The organism is Paenibacillus sp. M-152 (genome assembly GCF_003856555.1).
In the GTDB taxonomy this organism is placed as follows: Bacteria; Bacillota; Bacilli; order Paenibacillales; family Paenibacillaceae; genus Paenibacillus; species Paenibacillus polymyxa_C.
Genome location: NZ_CP034141.1, coordinates 438,968 through 457,198, shown reverse-complemented (window position 1 = coordinate 457,198; position 18,231 = coordinate 438,968). Strand labels below are relative to the sequence as shown.

Annotated in this window: 14 protein-coding genes; 3 read left to right on the top strand and 11 right to left on the bottom strand. The window is 45.6% G+C overall.

Going from position 1 to position 18,231, the window contains the following annotated elements:
- Positions 1-2 precede the first annotated feature (2 nt).
- The 5 genes from EGM68_RS02015 to EGM68_RS01995 all read right to left on the bottom strand — a co-directional run bounded on the left by EGM68_RS02015 (position 3) and on the right by EGM68_RS01995 (position 6,055).
- Entirely contained in the window at positions 3-890 is an 888-nt protein-coding gene (locus EGM68_RS02015; RefSeq protein WP_043885855.1) for an ABC transporter ATP-binding protein, read from the bottom strand.
- Positions 871-1,983, bottom strand: coding sequence for a PapB family radical SAM/SPASM ranthipeptide maturase (papB, locus tag EGM68_RS02010; protein ID WP_240664163.1), 1,113 nt, complete (start codon positions 1,981-1,983; stop codon positions 871-873). The genes EGM68_RS02015 and papB overlap by 20 nt, the downstream gene beginning before the upstream one ends.
- A gap of 1,024 nt (positions 1,984-3,007) precedes the next feature.
- Positions 3,008-3,862, bottom strand: a complete 855-nt coding sequence (locus EGM68_RS02005; protein WP_013368987.1) for a carbohydrate ABC transporter permease — start codon at positions 3,860-3,862, stop codon at positions 3,008-3,010.
- A gap of 18 nt (positions 3,863-3,880) precedes the next feature.
- Positions 3,881-4,765: a carbohydrate ABC transporter permease gene (locus EGM68_RS02000; protein WP_013368986.1), complete on the bottom strand. Its 885-nt coding sequence runs from the start codon at positions 4,763-4,765 to the stop codon at positions 3,881-3,883.
- A gap of 36 nt (positions 4,766-4,801) precedes the next feature.
- Positions 4,802-6,055, bottom strand: a complete 1,254-nt coding sequence (locus EGM68_RS01995; protein ID WP_040102342.1) for a sugar ABC transporter substrate-binding protein — start codon at positions 6,053-6,055, stop codon at positions 4,802-4,804.
- A 504-nt stretch (positions 6,056-6,559) separates the two neighbouring features.
- Between EGM68_RS01995 and EGM68_RS01990 the strand changes: the two genes are divergently transcribed.
- From EGM68_RS01990 to EGM68_RS01980, 3 genes are all read left to right on the top strand, one after another.
- Complete coding sequence (locus tag EGM68_RS01990) at positions 6,560-8,734, top strand: glycoside hydrolase family 3 N-terminal domain-containing protein (RefSeq protein WP_080771871.1); 2,175 nt, start codon at positions 6,560-6,562, stop codon at positions 8,732-8,734.
- A 13-nt stretch (positions 8,735-8,747) separates the two neighbouring features.
- Positions 8,748-12,188, top strand: a complete 3,441-nt coding sequence (locus tag EGM68_RS01985) for a GH36-type glycosyl hydrolase domain-containing protein (protein WP_129548568.1) — start codon at positions 8,748-8,750, stop codon at positions 12,186-12,188.
- Between the two features lie 166 nt (positions 12,189-12,354).
- Positions 12,355-13,359 carry a LacI family DNA-binding transcriptional regulator gene (locus EGM68_RS01980; RefSeq protein ID WP_129548567.1) on the top strand — a complete coding sequence of 335 codons (1,005 nt, stop codon included), beginning with the start codon at positions 12,355-12,357 and terminating at the stop codon, positions 13,357-13,359.
- Positions 13,360-13,453: 94 nt separating this feature from the next.
- On the opposite strand, the gene EGM68_RS01975 is transcribed toward EGM68_RS01980, so the two are convergent.
- The 6 genes from EGM68_RS01975 to EGM68_RS01950 all read right to left on the bottom strand — a co-directional run bounded on the left by EGM68_RS01975 (position 13,454) and on the right by EGM68_RS01950 (position 18,206).
- On the bottom strand, positions 13,454-14,131 hold the full coding sequence (locus tag EGM68_RS01975; RefSeq protein ID WP_129548566.1) for a hypothetical protein: 678 nt from the start codon (positions 14,129-14,131) through the stop codon (positions 13,454-13,456).
- An 89-nt stretch (positions 14,132-14,220) separates the two neighbouring features.
- The gene (locus tag EGM68_RS01970) at positions 14,221-15,438 is read right to left on the bottom strand and encodes a stalk domain-containing protein (protein ID WP_129548565.1); all 1,218 of its coding nucleotides are present in this window, start codon (positions 15,436-15,438) and stop codon (positions 14,221-14,223) included.
- Positions 15,439-15,793: 355 nt separating this feature from the next.
- On the bottom strand, positions 15,794-16,279 hold the full coding sequence (locus EGM68_RS01965) for a CcdC protein domain-containing protein (protein ID WP_025674386.1): 486 nt from the start codon (positions 16,277-16,279) through the stop codon (positions 15,794-15,796).
- Between the two features lie 39 nt (positions 16,280-16,318).
- Positions 16,319-17,086 (bottom strand): ABC transporter permease subunit, encoded by a 768-nt coding sequence (locus EGM68_RS01960; RefSeq protein WP_025674385.1) that lies wholly within the window; start codon positions 17,084-17,086, stop codon positions 16,319-16,321.
- Positions 17,083-17,796 (bottom strand): ABC transporter ATP-binding protein, encoded by a 714-nt coding sequence (locus tag EGM68_RS01955; protein ID WP_025674383.1) that lies wholly within the window; start codon positions 17,794-17,796, stop codon positions 17,083-17,085. The genes EGM68_RS01960 and EGM68_RS01955 overlap by 4 nt, the downstream gene beginning before the upstream one ends.
- Positions 17,793-18,206, bottom strand: coding sequence for a GntR family transcriptional regulator (locus EGM68_RS01950; RefSeq protein ID WP_064795640.1), 414 nt, complete (start codon positions 18,204-18,206; stop codon positions 17,793-17,795). Before EGM68_RS01950 ends, EGM68_RS01955 begins: the two co-directional genes overlap by 4 nt.
- Positions 18,207-18,231: the final 25 nt, after the last annotated feature.

Below are 18,231 nucleotides of genomic sequence, written 5' to 3'. Positions count from 1 at the left end.
TGCTAACTCTCCTCCGGATCGGAAATGTACAGATACGCATCCTCAAGATTAGCCGTTTCGGGTGTGACTTCTGTACAACAATCTGGAGGGTAGTTACACAATAATCGAGCCTGAACTCTTCCTTCCTTCCGCACAATGGAAGTGATTCGAGCTTGTTGGCTTAATTGTTCCAATTGACGCTTTCCAACATCAACCAACCACACTTTACCCTCGACAGTTCGAATCATATCGTCTATAGCCCCTTGGTACAGACAACGGCCTTCTTTTAAAACGAGTAGTTTGTCACATGTGCTTGAAACGTCAGGAACAATATGAGTAGATAACAATATAATCCTGTCTTCTCCATAATTTTGAAGCAAGTTTCGAAAAGCAATTCGTTCTTTGGGGTCCAGTCCAACCGTAGGCTCATCAACAATTAACAACTTAGGCTGTCCTAACATAGCTTGAGCAATTCCTAAGCGCTGCTTCATTCCCCCAGACAGCTGTTTTATTTTTTTATCAACTTGATCGATAAGTCCCACCTCAATTAATCGCTGTGATGTCTCCTCTTGAATATGATGTTTACCTTGAATACCTTTTAAAGCCGCAAAATAGTTCATGGATTCCAAAATAGTCACATTTGGAAAAAAATCAAAATACTGAGGCAAGTAACCTAGTAAAGAACGAATAGCATCAGGTTCTTTTTTCAAAGAATGTCCGAATATTTCAACTTCCCCTCGGTCGAATCTAAGTAAAGTGGCAAGAATTTTCATTAAAGTGGTCTTACCCGCTCCATTGTCTCCGAGCAGTCCGAATATACCATTATCAATGTGAAAATGAAGCTCGTTAAGTACTTGGTGAGAACCATATGACTTACTTAAAGCTTGAATATCAATTGTCAAATGAGGCATCCTCCAATAGTTGCTCTCGCTGCCGCTTAGCAGAGAACAGGTTTTTCTTGTCTTCTTTAGTTAATCGTAAATACAATTTCATACAATCCATTATTGCACTACGAGTAAAGTTACAGTATTTATCCACTGGCTCATTAATTGAACCACTAAGCACCATATTTTCTTGAGGACAACCTCCACCACATAGATTCTTAGCCCAACATTCTCCGCATACAGTTCTCTTCTCTAAACGCATCTCACTAAGCATGCCACTCTTCTTTCTTACATCCATCCCTTCCCTTACATTTCCTAAAGAGTAATCCTTTTCATTAACAAATCGTTGACAAGGATAAAGATTACCATGCACATCAACGGCAAGCATATGCGAGACCGCTCCACAAAAATAATCTCGCTTAGAAGAAGAATGAATCATCTTCAAGTATTTTAGAATGTTCGATATTTGACGTGCTTCCCCATATTTTTTGACCTGAAGCAAAGATTCAAAATGAACAACCAATTTGGTGAATTCTTGTGCATACTTCTCAAAGTCATCCTCACTAAGCATCTCGACTGCAGGATACATCGCAACATGGCGGATACCAATCCCCAATAAATGTGTAAGTGTATGTGTTATATCCAATTGTACTGGTGAAATCGTAGCTCTTGCTGTTATGGCACCTTTTTTTCTTAAACTTTCTGTTCTATTTAAAATGATTTCATAGGTACCTTTTCTGTTCTGATAATATCGATTGAAATCGTGCGTCATTTGATCACCATCTAGACTTATCTGAATAGAAACATGATGATCTAATAAGAAATTTTCAATTTCTTTGGGAATCAAGGTGCCGTTCGTTGTCATACTATATGTAACACGTTTATTTGATTTTTCTTGTTTTAGCTTAGTGTAGGCTACAACTTCTTTAATCACTTCAATGTTCAGAAGTGGCTCCCCTCCAAAAAAGCAAATATTCAGTTCTTCTTCCTCGCCAGAATGATTAAACAGATAATCAACTGCTTTTAATGCGGTCTCTGTGTCCATGCGTCCTCGATCATTATATTCTCCGTCTCCTCCATAACAGTAAGAGCATCTTAGATTACACTCTTGAACCAGCATAAGGATTATAGATGATAGACTCACTTGCTCATCATTGCAACTTTTACATTCCTTTTGAACAGACAAATCTTTATTATATATAACCGATGCTTCCTTCAGACTGGCTAATAACCTATCTACCTCTTCTCTACTAGAACGATGCTTAAGTAATTCATATATTTCTTCAATTTCCTTACCTTCGCTATTGCATATATCTACTACGACATCATCAATCTGAAAAAGCCCATTTGTTTTTTATATTGTATAAGTGTAACTTTTCATTTTGTTCTATGATTTTGACGGGATTTTTTTCAAATGGAGCACTAATCACTATTAATCATCCTCTCAAAGTTACAAAATAGGAGGAAGTCCAAGAAGATTAGTTCCCAGACCTCCTAAGTTGACTACCTGTGTTTGAAAGCTCTATCGTTGCGAGTTTTACTTCAATTAATCGAATTTATCGCTATCATTATTAGTACACCAATGACCACTTTCTTTGCTACAAAACCAGTCGGTAGCATCACAACCTACACAACGATCACGTGTATCACAAAAAACACACGTCATAGGAGAAACACTGCCTTCAGCTGCTTGGTTAATAGGATCAAACAATTTGATTCACCTCATTTTTTGTATTTTTTTATTTTTTTTCCAATATAATCATTTTTTTAATTGGCCTCTATACTTTTTTTGAAGTAATTATGTAAAATTTGTTAACATATTATTTTTGAAATATTTTCAAATAAATATAATAAAAGTATAGTTCACTTTGCTGAAAAAAGCCGGTCGTTGTTAATGTAATGCATACCCTAATGATTCTGGAGACCGAAACTTTTATTCACCTTCGTAACACTCAATCTGAATTCTAATTCTTTCATTTTTCCGTTCCCCATATATAAACAAAATCCTGATGCAGCTTCTCTAAGAATGAACATGAGCTGACCAGGAATTTTCGTTTTTTTATACACAAAAAACGGAGGGCTTCTTTTGCCCAAACTAGGAAGTCCTCCGTTTTTGTGTTTTTATCAATTTACGTATTAAGCTATTACTTAATCCCCGAAATCGTATAATTCTCGATAATATACTTTTGGAAAATAATGAAGATAATCATGATCGGAACGACCATGAAGGTCGAGCCCGCCATTTGCAGAGCAAATTGACTTTCGTTCTGTCCCTTGAGCAGTGACAGACCGACGGACAAGGTGTACAGCTTTTCATCGTTCGCAATAATGAGCGGCCATAAGAAGCTGTTCCAGCCGCCGATGAAGGTCAGGATGGCCTGTACCGCGATAATCGGCGTCGAAATGGGTAGCACGATTTGTAAAAAAGTGCGGAACTCACCTGCTCCATCAAGACGGGTCGCCTCCAGCAGTTCTTCTGGGATATCGGACATGAACTGCCGGAAGAGGAAGATCGCAAACGCGCCCACCAATCCAGGAAGGACAATCCCCAGCATAGAGTTGGTCAACCCCATCTGGTTCAGAATCAAATAGACGGGAATCATCGTCACTTGACCTGGAATCATCATGGTTGCCAGCACCAAATAGAACAGGAAGCCCTTGCCCTTAAACTGAAATTTGGCAAAACCATAACCCGCCATGGCGTTAAGGAATAATCCGAAGAAGGAAGCTAGGACAATGATCAGCGTATTCGTCAGATAGGTTCCAAACGCCATGCTATCGAATAGGATTTTAAAATTATCCAGTGTAAAATGCTCCGGCCAGATGGTTGGAGGAATTTTGGTTACCTCGCCCTCTGTCTTAAAGGAGGATAAAATCATCCACGCAAAAGGCAGCACCATCAACAGACCTCCCACAGTCAGGAGAATCGCCACGAACCATTGAAATGTTTTTTCACCACTGCGCGTATTGGCGCGGGCTTGCTGAACAGCTGTTTTCACGTTCATCACCTCTCTCTATCAGGACTCCGCTTTATTTTGCAAACGGAACTGAATCAGCGTTACCGCGATGATCGCAAAGAACAGAATGAACGATCCCGCCGCGGCATACCCGAATTTACTAAATTGGAAGCCGTTATTGTAAATGAACAAGGATGCCGTTAGCGTGCCGTCCAGCGGTTTCCCTTTGGTCATGACAAAAGGTTCCTCGAAAAATTGCAGCCAGCCGATCATCGTTGTGATGGACACGAAGAAAATAGCGTAACGAAGCTGCGGAAGCGTAATATAACGAATTTGCTGCCATGTATTGGCCCCGTCAAGCTGTGCCGCTTCATAATAAGAGCCCGGAATCCCTTTAATAGCCGCAATAAAAATAATCATGTTTAAGCCGATGCCCCGCCAAACCGCTAACACAATCAGCGAAATTTTCGCTACTGTTGGATCGGTCAGCCATGGGACGGGACCTAAATTCATCAGACCAAGTACGTAGTTGAATAATCCAAGCGTCGGATTATACAGATAGCTCCAAACGACTGCGACCGCAACTACATTCGTTACGGACGGCAGATAGAACACGACGCGGAATATTTTGAAAGCACGTGATTTACCCATGTTAATCAGGATCGCGATGCTGAGCGAAAATATCAGCACCAACGGAACACCAATGATGACAAAGAACAACGTATTACCAATGGACTTCAAAAAGGAAGGGTCCAAAAGCACGTTCGTGTAATTTTCCAATCCTATAAAGCGAATACTTTCATAATTAACGAGTCCGGACAGATCCATATCCGTGAAGCTGATCACGAGCGCCAGTAGTATCGGCAACAACGAAAACAGCGTTAACAGGATGATGGAGGGACCGATAAACAAGTATGGCGCAAGCTTCTGCGAGCTTCCTTTCATGCCTTCACTCCCTTTGACAATGACGGATATGGATCATTATTTTTTCATTATACTTGCAGCCTGCTGATTAAAGTCATCCATTTCCTTCTGTACATCGGCATGACCGCGGTAAATACGTTCGAAGCTCTTGATGAATTGTTGAGAAACCTCTTCCCATGCGGCCAGTTGCGGCAATGCTGCGGAATGATCCAACTGTTTGCGAATCGTCCGAAGCATCGGATCACTCTTCAGTTTGGCATCTTCCCACGATTTAGTAGTCGCAGGCAAGTTACTGGACAGATCCATCCATTTCAGCTGTGTTTCTGGTTTGCTCATGTAAGCCAGGAATTTGGCCGACTCCTCTGGGTGCTTGCTGAATTTCATAATTGAAAGGTTGGCTCCACCCAAAACGGACAGGTTGTTTACTTTGCCAGGAAGCTCCGCTATATTCCACTTACCTTCCAATTCTGGTGCCTTGCTCTTGATTTCTTTAATCATGAAAGGACCGCTGATAAACATTGGAACAATACCCTCGCCTTGCAAACCTTGAACGGAATCAATTCCAATATCCACTGCGTTAGAGCCATTTTGGAAAAAGGTATTTACATACTTCACAGCATCTACAAACGGTGCTTGGTTAAATAGCGGATTGCCCTGCTCGTCAACCAGCTTGGAACCGTTCTGGAGAGCAAACATAAAGCCCATGGACTGCTCCTTTGCACTAAAGGAGATACCATATTTGCCTTTACCCCGAGCCGCTAGCTTTTGAGCAGCATCGGACAGTTCCTCCCACGTTTTAGGTGCTACATTATATCCAACCTGTTTCAGTAGGTCCGAACGATAGAATAAAACTCGCGTTTCAGTGTACCAAGGTACGGCGACCGGTTTACCTTCAAATTGAGCCGTACTCACAGCGCCCTTGAAGAAATTTCTCGCTTCAAGCTCAGGGTATTTGCTGATGTAAGGCGTGATATCTGTTAATGCACCCGCAGATGCTAATTCCGGCACCCATGACGTACCTAACTGAACAACATCCGGACCGGATTTTGAAGCAACCGCTGTGAGCAATTTGTCATGAGCGTTATCCCAAGGCAACGCCTGTACATCAACGTGAATATCTGGATTTTCTTTCTCAAAATCTTTTACGATCTCAGGCAGCAGCTTTCCTTCCGCTCCCATGCCCCACATGGTGATGGTCGTCTTACCATTTGCATCTTTGCCTGACGAATCATCCTTGGATGAACAGCCTGCCAGCGCTCCCCCCAGTAATAAGGTGCTTGCCAAAACGATCCCCAATGTTCTTTTCATCATACGAATTCCTCCCGAGATGATCTGTTTACCGATCATGCAATATAATAACGGATTCAAGTACATGAGTTTTGCAAAATTCTGATACATGCAAATACATAGCAGTTAAAGCATACCGTTATAACAATTATGTTTAAAGCCTAAGGACCATACTCATCAATAGAAACGTTTCGATAGTCATTATAGAACAAATTGAAACCGTATTCAATAGGGATATTATTTTTTATTTACTTAGAATCGCATCTTTTTTTCATTTATTTTATCTTTATTACGCTACTTATCCTATAAAAAGACCTCCGTTTTGCATTTGACTCTCTATTTGAAAGCGTATATAATCCAACTGAGTTCAACAATAGAAACGTTTCGATTAATAATACAACAGAATATTATGCTTCTATACTAGCTATTAGCCTGTTCAGCACTTTTTTGAATCAACTTATCCAAAAAATCTCATGAATCTGAAAAAGAGAGCTGTTCTACCAACCATACAGCTTATGGAGGATTATGATGGAACAACACCTGAATTCCTATTTACAAAACATGACGCTTGAAGAAAAAGTTGACCAACTGCTACAGCTTGTGGGTGGCTTTTTTGAAGAAGCGGGTACAGAGGGCCAAATTACTGGTCCTATGGCTTCTCTCGGCATTACCGAGCAAACGGTTCACAATGTTGGTTCCGTGCTCGGCCTTGCAGGAGCTCAGGAAGCGATTCGTGTTCAGCAGGCTCATTTGAGTAAAAATCGTCTGGGTATTCCGCTTTTAATTATGGCAGATATTGTACACGGCTTCAAAACGATTTTCCCGATCCCGCTGGCTATTGGTTGCTCATGGGATATGGAACTTGCAGAAGAGAGCGCTACTATCGCTGCCCGGGAAGCAGCCGTATCTGGTGTTCACGTCACATTCGCTCCTATGGTCGATCTGGTACGTGACCCCCGCTGGGGTCGTGTAATGGAATCCACTGGGGAAGACCCTTATCTCAACAGTCAATTTGCCCGTGCGTTTGTGCGCGGATTTCAGGGTAAAGATCTGACGAATGATACCGAGCGGGTAGCCGCATGCGTGAAGCACTTTGCTGCATATGGAGCCGGTGAAGGCGGACGAGATTACAATACCGTAGATGTATCCGCATGGCAGCTGCGAGAGTATTATCTCCCCTCCTACAAAGCTGCTTTAGATGAAGGCTGCGAAATGGTGATGACGTCCTTCAATACCGTAGAAGGCGTAGCGGCAACGGGCAATAAGCGCCTGATGCGTGATCTGCTTCGTGATGAATGGGGATTTGACGGTGTACTCATTTCGGATTGGGCCGCGATCAAAGAGCTTATTCCTCATGGCATCGCCGAAGATGAGCGGGAGGCAGCAAAGAAAGCATTGCTGGCAGGCGTAGATATTGAAATGATGACCTCCTGCTATAATGGACACCTGCCTGAGCTGATTCGCAGCGGACAGCTGGATGAAGCCCTCGTTGATGAAGCAGTGATGCGTATATTGAAGCTCAAGCAAAAGCTGGGCTTGTTCGAGAATCCGCTACGCGGCGCAGACCCTGAGCGTGAACGTGAAGTTGTGTTCTGCGAAGCCCATCGTGCGGTTGCCAAAGAACTAGCCATTAAATCATGCGTGCTGCTCAAAAATGATTCCGTGCTTCCATTGAATCGCAATCAACGTATTGCATTGATCGGACCTTTTGCAGAGAGCGGCGATATTTTGGGTTCTTGGTCGTGGAGCGGTTCACAAGAGGAAGCCATTCGTGTTGTCGACGGGTTTCATTCGAAAATATCCTCCTCGCTGCTCACCGTAGCGGCAGGATGCTCTGTAGACGACATAACAGAGGAGCAATATACAGAAGCTCTGCATGCTGCCAGTCAAGCAGAGGTCATCGTATTAGCGCTTGGTGAGCGCTCGGATATGAGTGGTGAAGCAGGCAGCCGTTCGAATATTCGCCTGCCACAGGCCCAATTGGAATTGGTGAAGCGCCTGAAGACACTGAATAAACCAATGGTAGCCGTACTGTTTAATGGTCGTCCATTGGATCTGCACGGTGTCATCGAAGAAGCAGACGCTGTACTGGAAGCCTGGTTCCCTGGTGGCGAAGGCGGCGCAGCAATTGCCGATTTGTTATACGGTGATGCCCAACCTACGGGTCGTCTGACGATGTCCTTCCCGCAATCGGTCGGGCAGGTGCCTGTGTATTACAATCATTTTAATACAGGACGTCCACAGTTAGATCCGAACACGACAGAACGCTATGTGTCCCAGTATCTAGATATACCGAACGAACCTTTATTCCCGTTCGGCTATGGCCTGAGCTACACCGATGTAGCCTATGACAGCTTACAGCTTTCCGGCGATACCCTTATTCCCGGTCAAGAACTGACCGTTAGAGTACAAGTAACGAACACAGGAACACGTCCAGTCGAGGAAACGGTTCAGTTCTATGTCCGTGATATCAGCGGTGATACGGTTCGTCCGATGAAAGAACTGAAAGATTTCTGCAAAGTCCTGCTTGCCCCAGGCGAAAGCCAGGAAGTGGAATTTACAGTGACCGAGCCTCAGCTGCGCTATCATCATGCAGATTTGAGCTTCGACAGTGACAGCGGTGAATTTGCCGTCTTTACAGGACCTAACAGCCGAGATACTACAGAAGGCCGTTTTCGGTTAGTAAAAGAAACAGGAAAGTGAGGCGTTCCCTTTGATGAATACAAGTCTAGATCAAAATATTTTGCTGCGAGCCGGAGACCTGTCTTTTACCTTCTTAAGCAGCGGTGATGTGTACAAGATCGCTCACGGCTCAACGATGATCAACCAGCTGTTGACCAATTCAGTCGATGGTTCCTTGAATAATCTGTACCTGAGACTGTATCGTCCTTCTGGCGTAAGCATCACTCCACTGCTTGGAGTTCGTTCGCCCGGCGTAATCAGACAAACGGATCAGCAGATTATTTGGGAAGGCTTCACCGCCGGTGTAGGCTATCAGGTGACCTTCACACTAAGCCGCCTGGGAGTATGGTTCTGGGATGTAACCCTACAGGGCGATGACGTTGAAGCAGATATTGTGTACGGTCAGGATATCGGTATTGCCGATACCGCTGCTGTGCGCAGTAATGAAGCTTATTTGTCTCAATATATTGACCATACTGTCTATCATGATGAACAAAGAGGCTATACCGTTTGCTCACGTCAGAATCAGCCGCAAAGCCAGGCATTCCCTTACATTCAACAAGGCTCGTTAACTCGTACTGTCGGATACTCGACTGACGGATTTCAGTTCTTTGGACTTTCTTACAAGGAAACGAATGAGCCGGAAGCACTGCGCCGCGACTCGCTCGCCAATGAAGTGTATCAATACGAATTCGCTTATACAGCGCTGCAATCTGAGCGGGTAAAACTCGCCGGGGAAGCACGCTTTACGTTTTACGGTCTGTTCCAGCCGAGCCATCCGGCTGCAGTGACGAAGCTGGAGTATCAGGACCTGGTAACCAAAGCACGCGATGAAGTAGTTGGCGTTCTAGCGGACGCTTCCGCGACCATCATACCAGCGCGCATCGCAAGTGACTTCCAGGCAGAACGTGTAGCTACAGCGCAAACCATCGGTGAACCGCTGCGCACGCTGGACTTGACCGATGCCGAAGTGGATCAGCTTTTCCCGAAACGCCAGGAAGAAGAACGGGATGGCGATGAACTACTTTCCTTTTTTACGGATAGCTATGAGCATGTTGTACTCAAATCCAAAGAGCTTCGTGTAGAGCGTCCTCACGGGCACATTTTAATGGGTGGGCATTACTCTGGAGGTAAGGAAGAAACCATTACAACCACCTCCTATATGTACGGGGTATTCAATTCCCAACTCGTGATCGGTAATACCAATTTCAACAAAATGATCACCAACGTGCGTAATGCGCTCAATATTCCCAAGACATCCGGTCAACGTATCTACGTCGGAATTCAAGGAAAATACCGCCTGCTCACCATGCCTTCCCTGTTCGAGATTGGCTTTAATTATGTGCGCTGGTATTACAAAACGGCTGACGATACATTCATTATTACAAACCATACGAATGCCGATCGCCCAGAAGTGCGGCTTCACATGCGCTCGGCAAGCGGCAAAGCTTACCCATTCCTGATCACTCAGCAAATGTCTATGCATGTGAACGAATACGAGCTTCCGTTTCATATGGAACGCGAAGGTGACGACCTGCTCTTTAGAGCTGATTCCGCCTCCCTAAGCGCCGAGGCTTATCCGGACCTTTTGTACCGCATGCACGTAGCAGGCGCTTCGTTACAGCAGGTGAGTGATGCTCAAGCACTGCTACAGGGTGGAGCCTCTCCTGATGCGTCACTGGTCGTTTTGGAACTGGGCGACAGCAGCGAATGGACCTGCACTGTACAGGGCTGGCTGCATGGCCGTTCGACCGGGAAGGACCGAGCACATAAAGAGCTTCACGCCTCCTTTGAAGATGAGCGTGAGCGCTACCGGGAATATTTTGCCGAGCTTATGAATGGCTTCCATCTGACGCTTGGCCAACAGGAAACCAGCGAGCTATTCCGTGTGAACGCAGTGGCTTGGTGGTACACCCACAATATGCTCGTCCACTACTCTGTGCCTCACGGTCTGGAGCAATACGGCGGAGCAGCCTGGGGAACACGCGATGTATGTCAGGGGCCTGTGGAATATTTTTCGGCGGTGCAAAAGTTTGATGAGGTTCGTTCCATTTTGTTAACTGTATTCAGCCATCAGTATGAAGACAGCGGAAACTGGCCGCAATGGTTTATGTTTGACAACTATACTCACGTGCAGCAAGAAGAAAGCCATGGGGATATTATCGTTTGGCCACTCAAGGTACTGGGCGATTATTTGACCGCTACCCGTGATTACAGTATTCTGGGAGAAAATGTGCCTTACACTCATCGGCATACTTTCGATTATACCAAGCAGACTGCGACCCTTATGGAACATGCCCTGAAGGAAATCGAATATATTCGGGAAAATTTCCTGCATGACACGTACTTATCGGCTTATGGCGATGGCGATTGGGACGACACGCTCCAGCCAGCCAATGCGCAGCTGAAGCAATACATGGCGAGCAGCTGGACGGTTGCCCTCACCTACCAAGTGGTTCGTAACTTTGCTGCTGCGTTGGAGCAAGCTCCTGCAGATGTAGTAAGCGAAGCTGATAAGATCGCACAAGATCTACATCAGATGGCGAACGGCATCCGTAAAGACTTCAATCGCTACATGCTGGAGAGTGGAATTATTCCAGGCTTCGTATATATGGAAGAGCCCGGTCAACCCAAGCTGATGCTCCATCCGTCCGACACCGAGACGGGAATCCACTACCGCTTGCTGCCGATGACACGCAGCATGATTAGCCAGTTGCTCACGCCTGAGCAAGCATTGGCTCACGAGCAGCTCATCCGCGAGCAGTTCCTCTGCCCGGATGGTGTGCGTCTGATGAACCGCCCTGCACAATATGACGGCGGTGTGAGTTCGCACTTCAAGCGTGCAGAGCAAGCGGCCAACTTTGGACGTGAGGTCGGGCTGCAATATGTGCATGCTCATATCCGCTTTGTGGAAGCTATGGCCAAATTAGGACGCAAGGATGACGCTTGGCATAGCCTGAAGCTCATCAATCCGGTCGGCATCCGTGCGACCGTACCGAATGCCGAATGGCGCCAAAGCAACGCGTATTTCAGCAGCTCGGACGGTAAATTTAACACCCGCTATGAAGCACAGGAACGCTTTGGTGAACTGCGGGAAGGAGCCGTGCCCGTCAAGGGTGGCTGGAGAATCTATTCCAGCGGTCCGGGAATCTACATGAATCAGCTCATATCGAATGTCCTTGGTATTCGTCAGTCAGGCGAGGACCTGATCCTGGACCCTGTGCTGCCAGACGATCTCGACGGATTGGAATTTAAATTTTCCTTTGCAGGGAAGCCAATCACCTTCGTCTATTGCATGCTGCAAGAGCATACGAGCGGTGAGCAAGGTCGTACAGTATTGAACGGTGCCCCTCTGGAAAGCGAGCCAGCCGATGATAATCGCTATCGTTCCGGTGCCTTGCGTATCAAACGCGTGACTTTCGAGCAGGCGTTAGCAGAACATGATGGTGTACACCGCCTGGAGATTATTTTATAAAATCGAATGATGCATAAGCGAAATCTGGTATAGGCAACAAAGGGATGGCGATCTTGCGGGATCGCCCTTTGCTGCTTGCATGTAGAACTACGACATTTGGAATAGATATGTGGTTAATAATGAATATACAATAGCAGATATAAGACGGACACAAGGAGGTGACGCTGTGGTCAGCATTAAAGATATCGCCAAACAGGCGGGCGTTTCCATATCTACCGTTTCATATGCTTTGAACGGTAGCGATAAGGTAACAGAAGAGACTTGCGCACGTATTTTAGCCATTGCCAAAGAGCTTAACTATGTGCCAAATGCCGCCGCACGGAATCTCAAAAAAAGGCAAACCAAAATTATTGGCGTATTCCTGACTGATTTTCGCGGAGACGTTTATGGAGATTTGCTGTACGGCATCAAGGAAATATTGAACCGAAAGGGCTATGACCTCATTGTATGCAGCGGAAAGCAATCACATCGAATGCTGCCAGAACGCATGATTGATGGAGCCATTGTACTGGATCAGACGTTTGATAGTCAGGAGCTGCTAAACTACGCCGAGCGGGGACATAAAATTGTCGTATTGGACCGTGAACTGAATCATCCTAACATTAATCAGGTGCTGCTGGATAACAAAGCAGGTGCCGCGCTCGCAGTAGAGCATCTATTGGAATTGGGACACCGCAAGTTATATGTTGTGACCGGACCAGAAGGTTCTTATGATTCCTGGCAGCGGATGCAGGCGGTCAAGCAGACCATTGAACGCAGCGGTGTCGCCGAGATGGTCGAAATAGGCGGCAATTTCGAGAAATCCGGCGGCGAGCAGGCGGCTGAGATCATTTTACAGCAGCAGGCTGACCCGGATTCGGAGCCTGTAGCCGTATTTTGTCTCAATGATGAAATGGCCGTAGGCTTTTACAATCGAATGGCTCAGTCAGATCTTACCATTGGCAAGGATGTTCATATCGTCGGCTTTGATAATATCGAGCTAGCGCAATATATTCAGCCCCGGCTGACAACGATTGACTATTCCAAACGAAAATGGGGCGCTGTAGCCGCCGAACAGGTTCTCAAAATCATTGCCGGGGAAGACGTGGAGCATGAGCGGTTGTACGTTACGCTTGTTCAAAGAGAATCGGCAGGCGCAGCATTCATCACCCAAGACCAACAGAATCTCTAATGAACAGCAAAAGAGGTGCCCCACCCGCCAACCTCCAAAAAAAGAACTTCCACTGTCCCAAAAATGGGTTGGAAGTTCTTTTAGCTATACTTATTTAACCTAACAAAACCTTAATTAAATTCGCCAACGACCGTAAGGGATTGGCAATCGTCCGCCCCGTCTCCAGCTCCACCTGCAAAGCAGCATCAACCATGGATAGCTGTGCGACAGCCAGCTCTCTGCTTGGATCAGCATTCCTCAGCTCATGCAATGAGCGAACCAGCAATTCCTCATACTCATCTTTACGTCCCTGCATAATCAGTTCAAAAGCGCTCTCCACCACCTTGACCTCTATCAGTGAAGAGAGTTCCGGCTTGCCTAATAGAGTGGCCGTATGATAAAGACGCTTCATCGTGCCCTCTACAGTAGCTGGATTCGTGAATACCAAGGTTCGTGGCAGCAAATCATCGCACATCTCATGAAAAAAGGGTTCATCCAGTGCGACTATTGGTGTAGACACGGCCCCTTGAGCCTTCTCCGCCAAAGCAATATAATTCGTGCACGTTATCAAAATAACGTCTAGATCGCTTTGAGACATCCAACTCAGTTGCTCTTCTACCTTGCGACTGGCATCATCCGCAGAAAAGTGCCGGTCCGATGAGACCCGGCGCATAAGTCCCGGTTCCACAAAATGTACCAGTTCCACCTCATAAGAAGCAAAAGCCCGTTCCACATAAGCTATATTCGAGTGATGCGCATGCAGGCAACCCACACGTTCCTTCAAACCTTCCATCGTCATCCCCCTGATCTATGTTTGCATCATTTTAACAAGAACAGGACGGTCTGGAAAGTGCCAATCAGATCGCACTATATGGGCAATTTTTAAAATTTACCGTTCGTATTTTTCCACTCTGTTTTAGCTGGAATCTCCTGAACTACATCCCAATGCTCGGCTATTTTGCCGTTCTCCACACGAAACAGATCATAGACAGCAGCTGAAGTCCCCTTAGGAGATTTCAATTCACTTACAACCAGCACGAAGTTGCCTTCTCCAAGAACCATATGCACCTGATCATATCCAATAGAAGCTCCCTGACCTGCTGCCGATAATGCTTGCTTCAGACTGGATACACCATCACCAAAAAGAGGATTATGCTGAATATACTGATCCCCACTATAATAGCTTTCCAATGCTGCACGATTTTTGCCAACCAGCACATCATCTACAAACTTGCGGATCAGCGTTTTGTTCGTCTCGGTTTGGTTGAGATCCGTGATTTGTGTTGTTCCGTCAATCATGGTATGTCCACTTGGATTGGTTGGAGCTGAGTCCTGCATGTTGTCCCAATGCTCAACAATTTTACCATTGCTATCGAAGCGGAAAATATCAAAACCAATACTCGTTTTCCCTGCAATAGACTTTTTATAATGTACTGCTACATCATTGCCGTCCTGAATAACCCGCTGGACTTCAACCAGTACGTTGGCTCCCTTCGATTGGCTAATCCCTTGCAAAAAGGCATCTCTCCCGCTAGCAAAGCTCGGATTATGCTGAATGTACTGATCTTTGCTGATCCAAGCCTCAGCTGCTTTCGTATCACCCGTTTCAAAGCTTTTCAGAATCTCTACAACCTTATCCTTATTACTCACCCCGATTTGCAAGGTTTGGCTGGCCGGATCCCAAATCACTTGCTTGCCCCACGCTTCTTTGACGACATCGACCGGCACATAGGTTACCCCTTGCTTGGTCAAGATGGTCGAGGTGGACAGTGGTACCTTAATCCCGTTGATTTGTGCTTCCGGACTGCCGGATACTAGTACAACCGTCGCTTGATCATAACGAATCGTCGTACTTTGACGCACCGTATTGAATGTAATATGCTTGGCGTCCAGTGGAATTCCTAAACTGGTGGCCAACTGTCTCAGGGGGATCAACACCTGCTTGTTTCTCACGATAGGCGCAATTTTGTAAGCCTCCTTCTTGCCATCTACCCAAACCTGGATACCCGTAGCAGGTTTTACGTCGGCTGCTAAAGCCGGTACAGCAGAAGACAGAACAAGCAAGCCAGCAAGTGCAGCAGTAACCGTATGTTTTTTCATGAATGTAAGCCCCTCTCAACCTGTAAAATAGAGTATGAAATGAAATTTTATGTAATCAATATAGTTGCAGTTAACCGCGGAAGTATAAACATTCCCCCCTATCTAACTTTAAACCCCATTTAAATCATTTGAAACCTTAATAACCCTCCTTTGAATTTTTATACTTATGACTGTTGCCACGCAAATCACAAACCTTAGAATAAAGGATATGGAAAGCAATAACAATGTATGATACTCTCCATAATTTTATTATGAATAACATGCACTAATAAAGTTAGCTCAAAAAAACGGCTCCTATCACCAAGCGAATAGACGCTTTTTGAATAGAAAGCCGCTATTAACCTCATTAATATTGTTATACGGACAACGTTCTCCGGAACTTGATAAAGCTCCCAATTCGCCAGATTGAGATATATACCAGCGCCATCGTAATAGCCAGCATGCTAATTTCGGTCGTACCCAGACTACTGAGGTATTGGGTCAGAACAACGCGAATCAAAATAATAGCGATAATAATATATTTAAAATATTGGTTCGGCTTGGGATAGATGAGACCGTCATCCCGTCTTTCATAGGCCGTATGCAGCAAAATAACGTAGCCAAACAGAGCCCCTAATAACCCAGCAACCAACAGTTCCCAAAAGGCGGGGAGCGCGTACGTTTGACCAGGAATATGCATCAATTGATATACCGATATCATCATAGCTGGGAAAGCAATAAACATGGGAAGCAAAATCCGGAATCCATTTCCTTTTACCGGGCCCCTTCGTCTCTTGGTTCTCAACCAGATCATTAGCCCCACCAGAACAGCCATCAACGCATAAATAAAGATTGTCGTCATGGTGAAATTCCTTTCTAATATATAGTCATTTATCCAAAGTTAAATCGACAGCTTTTTCTCCAGCAAATAAGCGTTCAAGCGGATCAATGCATATGCAGCAACCCAACTAATCAACACCGCAACCGGGAAATGCCAGGTAAAAGGAAACCAATGTCCGTTTTGGACACGATCAAACTGCTCATAAATCCGCTGATCGCCTGACCAATAAAAGATACTCCCTCCACCCATCAAAAGAATCCACAGAATCGGGCTAAGTGGCCGCAAAGTGCTGTATTTGGTACTAGCCGTCAGCAGACCCACCGCAATAACCAACGGAGTAAAACCAATAATCATCACAAACCAGTTCAAGCCGGCTATCATAAAAGACGCTGCATCCGCAAACGTATAAGCCTGTATGGTCGATGAGATAAACAGCGCGTATAGAGAACCTACCACAAACAGGATCAATATCACGACAATGGTTTGTAAAATAGCAGCAATCCATTTGGCGCTAATCAACCACATACGCGGATAAGGAAGGGTCAGCCACCAGCCGTAGGTATCATTTTCCCATTCTCTTCTGAGTGTTCCCACACCCATAAAAACGATCATGTACGGCAGGCCCAGGGTGACATACCACAGCCTTGTCAATTCGAGTTGGTTGTGAAGAGCGAAGTACAAGGAAATCGCGAACGCCGCAATTAGAAATAGTGAGAAATATACAAGTCTCCACGATCTGGGCAGTCGATTACGGCTTTGCTTTCTCCAACTTCCTTTATTCCGAAATTCATGGCGTATTAAATCTTTGAACAGCCCGGATGAATTCACGCCTTCCACTCCCTTTTGTACAAATTGCGGAACACCTGATTCAGCGAGCCATGCTCTGCACGCAGATCATCCGATTCACCAGACCATATCACTCGCCCGCGGTCCATCATGACCGTGTAATCAAACAAGCCTTCCACTTCCTGAATATCATGTGTGCTAATGAGTATGGATTGTTGCCGATCCTCCAAATAATCAATAATCCCAGCTACGATCGCTTCTCTAGAGAGAACATCTATGCCTACAAAAGGTTCATCCAGGATCATAAGCGGTACTTCTCGTGCCAGGCACAGAATCAGCAGCACACGTGCCTCCTGTCCGCGACTCAACCCGGCCATCTTTAGCTCCAATTCCACATCCATATGGTCAGCAAGTTTATAGGCATCCTTTATATTGAAGCCAGGCAAAAAGGACTTCCCCCATTCCAGCGTCTGCTGAACTGTATGATTGGGATACCAGCGTGCCCGGTCAGGAAGATAGGATATATTCCGGTTGGTTTCCCAGCCTGGCTGTTGGCCCAGCACCTGAAGCTCGCCCCCGTCCGGCTGAATCAACCCCGTGATGGCTCGAAAGAAGCTGGACTTCCCGCAGCCATTGGGCCCAAGCACACCTACAATACGTCCTGTCGGAATGACGACATCCAGTTGGTCTAATGCTTTTTTATTTCCATATTGCTTTATCAGCTTCTTTGCGGTTACCACAGACTCTGTCATGCCTTTTTGCCTCCTTCCTCGTGATCTTCGTCCTGTCGGCTTTCTATATAATGCTGTACATCTTCCCAGGATAATCCCAGGCTGCTCATCTGTCCGAGAAACTGGTCTATATACGTCATAGCCAATTGTTCGCGAAAGCTGGCAATCCGTTCACTGGACGAAGTTACATACGTACCCAGGCCGCGCCGCTTCTCAGTCAATCCGTCCCGCTCCAACTCCTGATACGCCCGCATCACAGTATTCGGATTCATACGCAATTCCTGCGCCAGATCACGAACAGATGGCATTTTGCTTCCCATTTCGATCTCCCCTTTAGCAATGGAGCTTCGTACTTGATTTAATATTTGTTCATATAATGGCTGGCTAAAGTCAATTAAAAATCGGAACGAGCCAACCCGTTGTTCTTCCATGGGTGTTTCCCCCTAATTAGGCTGT